At 59.6% G+C, this 6,921-nt stretch carries 6 protein-coding genes and 1 pseudogene; 3 read left to right on the top strand and 4 right to left on the bottom strand.

The window, feature by feature from the left end; translation table 11 throughout:
• From AB4Y77_RS22860 to AB4Y77_RS22850, 3 genes and pseudogenes are all read right to left on the bottom strand, one after another.
• A pseudogene (locus AB4Y77_RS22860) lies at positions 1-190 on the bottom strand (IS110 family transposase); the annotation flags it as partial.
• An 18-nt stretch (positions 191-208) separates the two neighbouring features.
• Positions 209-1,528 (bottom strand): aspartate aminotransferase family protein, encoded by a 1,320-nt coding sequence (locus AB4Y77_RS22855; protein ID WP_442015448.1) that lies wholly within the window; start codon positions 1,526-1,528, stop codon positions 209-211.
• Between the two features lie 84 nt (positions 1,529-1,612).
• Entirely contained in the window at positions 1,613-2,215 is a 603-nt protein-coding gene (locus AB4Y77_RS22850; RefSeq protein ID WP_442015447.1) for a TetR/AcrR family transcriptional regulator, read from the bottom strand.
• 165 nt (positions 2,216-2,380) lie between these two features.
• Between AB4Y77_RS22850 and AB4Y77_RS22845 the strand changes: the two genes are divergently transcribed.
• From AB4Y77_RS22845 to AB4Y77_RS22835, 3 genes are all read left to right on the top strand, one after another.
• Positions 2,381-3,400, top strand: coding sequence for a phosphotransferase enzyme family protein (locus AB4Y77_RS22845; protein ID WP_442015446.1), 1,020 nt, complete (start codon positions 2,381-2,383; stop codon positions 3,398-3,400).
• 132 nt (positions 3,401-3,532) lie between these two features.
• The gene (locus AB4Y77_RS22840) at positions 3,533-5,017 is read left to right on the top strand and encodes an APC family permease (protein ID WP_442015445.1); all 1,485 of its coding nucleotides are present in this window, start codon (positions 3,533-3,535) and stop codon (positions 5,015-5,017) included.
• Between the two features lie 33 nt (positions 5,018-5,050).
• On the top strand, positions 5,051-5,836 hold the full coding sequence (locus AB4Y77_RS22835; RefSeq protein ID WP_442015444.1) for an SDR family NAD(P)-dependent oxidoreductase: 786 nt from the start codon (positions 5,051-5,053) through the stop codon (positions 5,834-5,836).
• Positions 5,837-6,569: 733 nt separating this feature from the next.
• Here AB4Y77_RS22835 and AB4Y77_RS22830 read toward each other — a convergent pair.
• The coding region (locus tag AB4Y77_RS22830; protein ID WP_442015443.1) for a transposase at positions 6,570-6,921 on the bottom strand (352 nt) is incomplete at its 5' end.

The following is a 6,921-nucleotide window of genomic DNA, read 5'->3' as shown; positions in this document are numbered from 1 at the left end:
CTGCGGTCTTGATGCCGACTCCCGGCATGGACATCAAGACCTGGGAAAGAGGGAAGTCATTGAGGAGCTTTTCGACTTCTTCTGCCACGATGGCATGTTGGTGTTTGCGTTCGTTGATCTGGGCGGTGACGCGGGGGATGGCCAATTCGACGGCCTCGGTGCCGATCACGGTGACGGTCTGCTCGCCCAAGACAGCTTAACGGGTTTATTAGAACAAGTTGCGAAGTGAGAGCTCGAGTTGTTCGAGCAGTACGTCGGCGTGTGCCTTACTAAAGACAAGTGGCGGGCGCATTTTCAGGACGTTGTCGTGGGGTCCCACACGGCTGATGAGTACGCCGCGTTCACGCATGTCCTCGATGAGGATTTTTGTCAGGTCCGGGGCTGGGGTTCTTCTCCTCCCGTCGCTTTCTATGATGTCTATTCCGAAGAACAGGCCGCGGCCTCTGACGGAGCCAACATTTGCGTTGCCTTGAGCGATGCTTTCGAGGCGTGTGCGAATGTAGTCGCCCAGGTGGGCCGCTTTAGCCATCAGGTCTTCTTGTTCCATAAAGCGCAGGACGGCCAGTCCGGCGGCGGAAGAAACGGGGCTTCCCGCGAAGGTGTTGAAGAACATGTTGTGCTGACCGAATTCGTCAAGCAGAACCGCCGTGGTGACCACGGCGCCGATAGGGTGTCCATTGCCCATGGGTTTGCCCATGGTCACGAGCTCGGGTTCCATGCCAAACATTTGGTAGCCCCACATGCCGGATCCGGTGCGGCCAAACCCTGATTGCACCTCGTCGGAGATGACGAGGCCACCTGCCTCGCGGACCCGGGCGGCGACGCCTTCGATGTAGCGGGCAGGCAATTGAGGCAGCCCCTCGGTGGAGAAGAGGGGGTCAAAAAGGAAGGCAGAGACGCCGTGGCCCGCGGCTTGAAGTGATGCGATGGCGGCGTCAACGTCAGATAACGCCTGCTGAAGCAGCGCAGGCACGTCGGCTTCGGCGACGCCGTGTGTGTCGGGAATCCGGAGGGGCCGGACATGGGACCCGAGCGGTTCTCGCACCGTCAATCCTGTTGTCAGCTCGGCTAGGCTGGTGGTGTTGCCGTGATAGCTGAAATCTGAAACCAGCACGCCTGTGTTCCCGGTGTGCTGCCGCGCGATCCGCAGGGCCAGCTCGTTGGCTTCCGATCCACTGTTGGTCAGGAACAGCCTCTCCAGGGCGCCACCGAAAGTGCTCAGCAGGGTTTCTGCGTATACCACTACACGGTCGTTCAGGTAGCGGGTGTGCAGGTTGATGGTGAGCAGCTGTTGGTGGATCGCCTCAGCCACGGCGGGGTTCGCATGGCCCACGTGTGGAACGTTGTTGTAGCCGTCGAGGTAGACCTTGCCCTGCGCATCGGTTAGCCAAACGCCGGAGCCGGAGACCAGTTCCAGAGGTTGCTTGTAAAAAAGGGGGGAGTGCGGGCCAAGTGTGGCGTATCGGCGGGCCAACAAGTCCTTGCCGTGCTGTTGCACATGGGATGCAGTCTTGGTTTCCGTAGTCATGGCTGTCTTTCTGGCGCCCGCCGGTTGGGCCGGTTGCGTTCTATTCGAGGTGAAGATGGGGTGGGGGTGACTTGCCAGGGCTGGTTATCTCAGGAGACCTTCGACGAGCAGGTTCACTGCGGCTATCTGTTTCTCAGCGGCGCCGGGTGTCACGGCGGCACGGGCTCCGGAAGCACGAATGGCCCCGGATAAAGCCGTGGCCAAAGCGTCGCTGTCCGAAGCTTGTGGTAACTGGCCTGCGGCGCGGGCCGTGGAAAGGTCGAGTTTGATCAGCGCCTCGAATGACTCGGATGTGCGACGCACGCCGGAAAGAACAGGGGTGACGTCTGGTCCCATAAGGCCGTAGAAACGTCCTGAGGGACTGCTGGTCATTTCCACATAGGCCCGCGCCAAAGCTGATATGCGGCCTGCTGCGCCGTTTGCTTCCTCGCGAAGCTCCAGGCCTCTTGTGTGCACCGCATCTGCGACCCGCAGGTACACCTCCCTGACGACCTCATCGCGGCCGCCGGGAAAATGTGCGTAGACAGTGCCCCGGGAGAGCCCGGCCCGCTGGCTGACTTCTTCGAGGGCGAGCCCGGAGTAGCCAACCTCGCCCAACAGCTCTGCCGCCGCGTCGAGGATGTCCGATCGGGTCCGGAGACGGTTGCGCTCACGTAGCGATAGTTGCTTGTCCGTTTTCAGGTCCATCCGGTTATCCAACCTTCCCAAGGCCATCCGTTGTCTTGCTTCTTCAATAATGACACACGTCAGTCAAAAACTGAACACTCTGTACTGTTGCCAAACTGCGTGTGCAGGATTTAGCTTTAGGTATGACCCCGCTCACAATCGGGTTCAGGAAGCAGGAAGATCAGCATGATGACAGAAGCAGCAATCCGAACAGCCAGGGGAGCACTGTGGGGGTATGGTTTTGATCCCACCGCCCCCATAGAACTGGTCAAGTACCGGGAGAACTACGTTTTCCGGCTGACAACTGACTCCGGCGACAGCTATGCCATCCGCCTGCACCGCGCGGGTTACAGGACTGATGCGGAGATCAACACCGAGCTTGCCTATCTTTCCGCGCTGGCCGAGCGCGGTCTCAGCGTGTCTCAACCGGTGTCCACCCTCAAAGGTGACTTCATGTGCGTCGTCACAGCCGAGGATGGCACCGTTTTCCAGCTGGATGTGTTGCGTTGGGTGGAGGGGGGAGTGCCCTTGGGTGATGTCACCGAAGCTATGGCCGGGGAAGGCTCTCTCGATCCAACCGTCTTCCGCCAGTTGGGCATCCTCAGCGCTGAACTCCACACATGCACCGCCACGATCGGGCGGTTCGAATCCTTCCGACGGCAACCCTGGGATGCTGGCGGCCTGGTCGGGGAGTCAGCCCAGTGGGGCAACCCCCTGGCGCTTCAAACCCTGGGCCCCGATGCTGTATCACTCCTCCAAACCGGGGTTGCGAAGCTACAGCAAGATCTGGCGGCTCTTCCGAAGACACTTGATGTGTACGGGGTGATCCACGCAGACCTGACTCCTGAAAACGTTCTGGTCGGGCACGACGGCCAAATGGTGTTGATCGATTTCGACGACTTCGGTGAAGGCTGGCATCTCTTCGATCTGGCAACCATCATGTTCTTCTTCCAGCCGCACCCTCTGTACGAAAACTACCGCGGAGAACTTCTGGCGGGATACTCCTCGGCCCGGGCCTTGCCGGACGGATTCCTCGAATCCTGGGACTCCATGCTGTTCTCGCGGGGCTTGACCTATTTGGGTTGGGCATCAGCGCGCAGAGGCGACGAAGCTGCAGAATTCATCGTCGAACGCGTCGTTCCAATGGTCCTCGGACTCGCCAAAAACTACATTTCCACAAGCTCTACGTCCGCAGCCTCCTCCTAACTACCCTTCCCCGGGAATCTCCGGTCAGGACGGCCTGTATCCCAACGCCAGTGCAGCATTCAGGCTCACCGGCGGTACTTCGTCGTACCAAAAAGCAAGAACTTCGCTCGTTCATCTCCTAGGAGCAACCCTGTGAAACCTCAACTCTCTGAGCAAGGCGCCGCTGGCACCGAGCTCTCGTCCAACGCCTTGGGCGTAGGAGGCATCGTTTTCCTTGTCCTGGCAGCGGTAGCGCCGCTGACAGGCATCATCGTTATCGCCACACTCGGTATTGCCCTGGGCAACGGCGGGGGGATGCCCGGTGCGTTCATCATCGCAACACTGATTTTGCTGCTGTTCGCTGTCGGCTATGCGCAAATGGCCAAGAAGCTCGTCAGCGTCGGCGGGTTCTACGCCATTGTGGTCAAGGGCCTCGGCCGGCCCCTCGGACTCGTGGCGGGCAACATAGCCCTCCTCGGTTACAACTGCTTCGTAGCCGGAGCAATCGGAACCTCAGGCTTCTTCACGGCCACCATCGTGAATGAACTGACCGGGCTGGACTTGCCGTGGTTCGCCTGGAGTGTGATTTCAGTGGTGCTGGTCTTCCTGCTGACGCGCAGGGGTATCGACTTCAGCGCTAAGGTGCTGGGCGTCTGCCTGGTACTGGAGGTGTCCATCCTCCTGGTTCTGGGTTTCAACATCCTGTTCACACACGGTTTCTCGCTTGAAGCCCTGATGCCGCAGGCAATATTCTCCGGCTCACTGGGACTGGCATTGCTCTTTGCAGCCAACTGCTTCGTTGGATTCGAAGCCACTGGCCTGTTCAGTGAGGAGGCCCGGGACCCACACCGCACCATCCCCAAAGCCACTTATATTGCCATTCTGTTCATCGGTGCTTTCGCCGCTTTCACTACCTGGGCCATCGTCAGCGCCCTGGGTGTTGCCGAGTCCCAGGGAACGGCCATTGAGCACTTGCCCACCGGCGACCTGGTGTTCATTCTCTCCAATCAATACCTCGGGGACACCCTCACCAAGATCATGATGGTCCTGCTTCTGGTTTCACTCTTTGCCGCATTGCTGGCGTTGCACAATTCGGCCGCACGCTATATCTATTCCTACGGTCGCGTCGGCATTCTGCCCAAGGTCCTCAGCCAGACACGAAGCGCCAATGGATCGCCCCAGAACGCCAGTGCTGCCCAACTGCTGTTCGGCACAGCGGTGGCAGGCATCTACTACGTGGCTGGTTTGGACCCCATAACCGCCCTGACCGCTTCCATGACGGGGTTTGGCACCTTGGGAATCCTGACCCTTCAATTGCTTGCTGCAGTAGCCGTCGTCGTCTACTTCCGCCGTAGCAAGGACCAAAGGCTTTGGAAAACCCTGATAGCGCCGAGCCTTGGAGCGCTTGGGCTCGCCCTGATTGTGCTGCTTGCCGTTCTGAACTTCACCACCCTGGCTGGCTCCGACAACCCTGTCATTAGTGCGCTGCCGTGCCTGATCGTCGTTGCGATTCTGACTGGCCTGGCAACTGCTCAGTGGCTCAAGTCCCGCAAGCCTGAGGTTTACCACGAGCTGCTCAGCGACATGGAGCATTACGACAAGACGCATCGCGAGCTCGCAGATGCCAACAGGACTTAATGAGCAGGCCAGACCGGATCAAACACTCAACAAATGACGCAAGGAGAATTCATGGTTGACCTCGGATTAGCGGGCCGGCGGGTCCTGGTCACCGGCGGGACGTCGGGTATAGGACTGGCAGTAGCCGATGCCTTCGCCGGTGAAGGGGCCCACGTTGGAATTGTCGGCAGATCCTCACAACGGCTTTCCACAGCGCTGGACGAGTTACGGTCAAGGCATACAAGCGTTTCCGTGGTCGGGGGCGTCTGTGACATGTCCGACGAGCCAGCTGTTGAGTCAGCCACCAGTGACGTCGTGTCACAATTGGGCGGTTTGGATCATTTGGTCAGCAGCGCCGGCATCTCAGGAACCCTCGGCAGCCCCGTGGACCAGGTTCCCGCCGGAGAATTCATGGACGTCCAACGGACCAATGTGCTGGGCCCGTTCCTGGCCATCAAAACAGCGTTGCCTTATCTCCGCGAAGGGACAGGCGCGACATATACGCTCATCGGCAGCGACTCCGGCTTTGTCGCCGTGCCAGGCATGCTGGCTTACAACGCATCCAAAGGCGCGATCGTCCAATTGACCCGGGCTTTGTCGACTGAACTCTACGACGACCGCATCCGTGTCAACAGCGTCTGCCCCTCAATCGTCGATACACCCATGGCCCGTGACGGCTTGGGCATCGACTCATTTGAGGACGCAGGGTACCCCGTCAGTAAACCCTCAGATGTTGCCTGGCTCGTGCTCAGTCTTGCATCCCCCCTCTCAGGCCCAGTTAACGGCGTCTCCCTCATGGCTGACTATGGCTATCACGCACGATCGTGTTTTCCTGCATGAACGGAGACGGCAACCACCATGACAAACACGCAAGGAAGAATGCGGACGGGTGCCGGAAGAAGCCCAGCGCGCAAATGCGGCGAAGCCGTTACCAGTGACTACGGGGTTCTTGGCTGCACAGCCCCAGATCGTCCTCAGTGGACGAAATGCCGTTTAAGGGTCTGCAGACCACGTTTACAGGAAGGGCCAGGCCCGTAGCTCTTCCCCTTAGCCGGCCCTAGCCAATGACCTAGCCTCGGATGCTGCGGCTCTGGCGCGAGCTTGATCGTGTTTTGTGGAGGAACGTCCGTTTACGCCGCTTAACGTCAGGTCGCCACTCCATGGTGCTGCAAGATTCTACGCCTCTTCCATCTTGGTAGGGCACGAACTGTTCCTCTGATACTGATCCACTATTGCCGGGGCGATGCTGTTCCTGAGGTGGCTACATCTAACGAGAGTGCGGAACGGCCAAGGTAGTCAGATTGAAGCTTGAGCTTGGCTGGTTGGCAACTGGATGCGGCAAAGGACTTTGACTCAAAGACGGCTGGTGACAGCTCACTGGCGCGCGCCCCGAGGTAAGCAGCCTTACCTCGGGGGATGGGTGCGTCTCGGGACCCTTTCCTCGTAGATGCCTCAACAATAAGCTAGGCACTCCATGAGGTCCTGGCGAGCAAGTCCATACAACCGACGGCGCAAGTAAAGTCCGGCTCTAGATCTGCCTTCTTGGTAGCGGGGGGTGTCCCCAGGCTTTTGGTCAAGCGGCGTGGGCGGGATTTTCTTCGTAGAAGGTGCCGTGTCGGAGCATGGAGTAGATGACGTCGCAGCGGCGCCGGGCCAGGCAGATGACGGCGGCGTTGTGCTTCTTTCCCTGGTCCCATTTCTTTTGGTAGTAGGCCTTCGACGCCGGATGGTGGCAACTGGCGATCCAGGCTGACCTGAAGAGCGCGTTTTGAGCTGTTATTGCCGGAGCGTGCGGGGAATTCCGCGCGGATGAGGTTCCCGAGAGCCGCGTCACCGGGGCGATGCCGGCGTAGGCGGCCAGGTGCCCAGCGGAAGTAAACGTACCGGCGTCGCCGATGGTCAGGAGTATCGTCGCTGCGGTCTTG

This window comes from Paenarthrobacter sp. YAF11_1 (assembly GCF_052113445.1).
Taxonomy (GTDB): domain Bacteria; phylum Actinomycetota; class Actinomycetes; order Actinomycetales; family Micrococcaceae; genus Arthrobacter.
The sequence above is the reverse complement of the archived record's forward strand: the minus strand, read 5'-3'. Positions and strand labels throughout refer to the sequence as shown.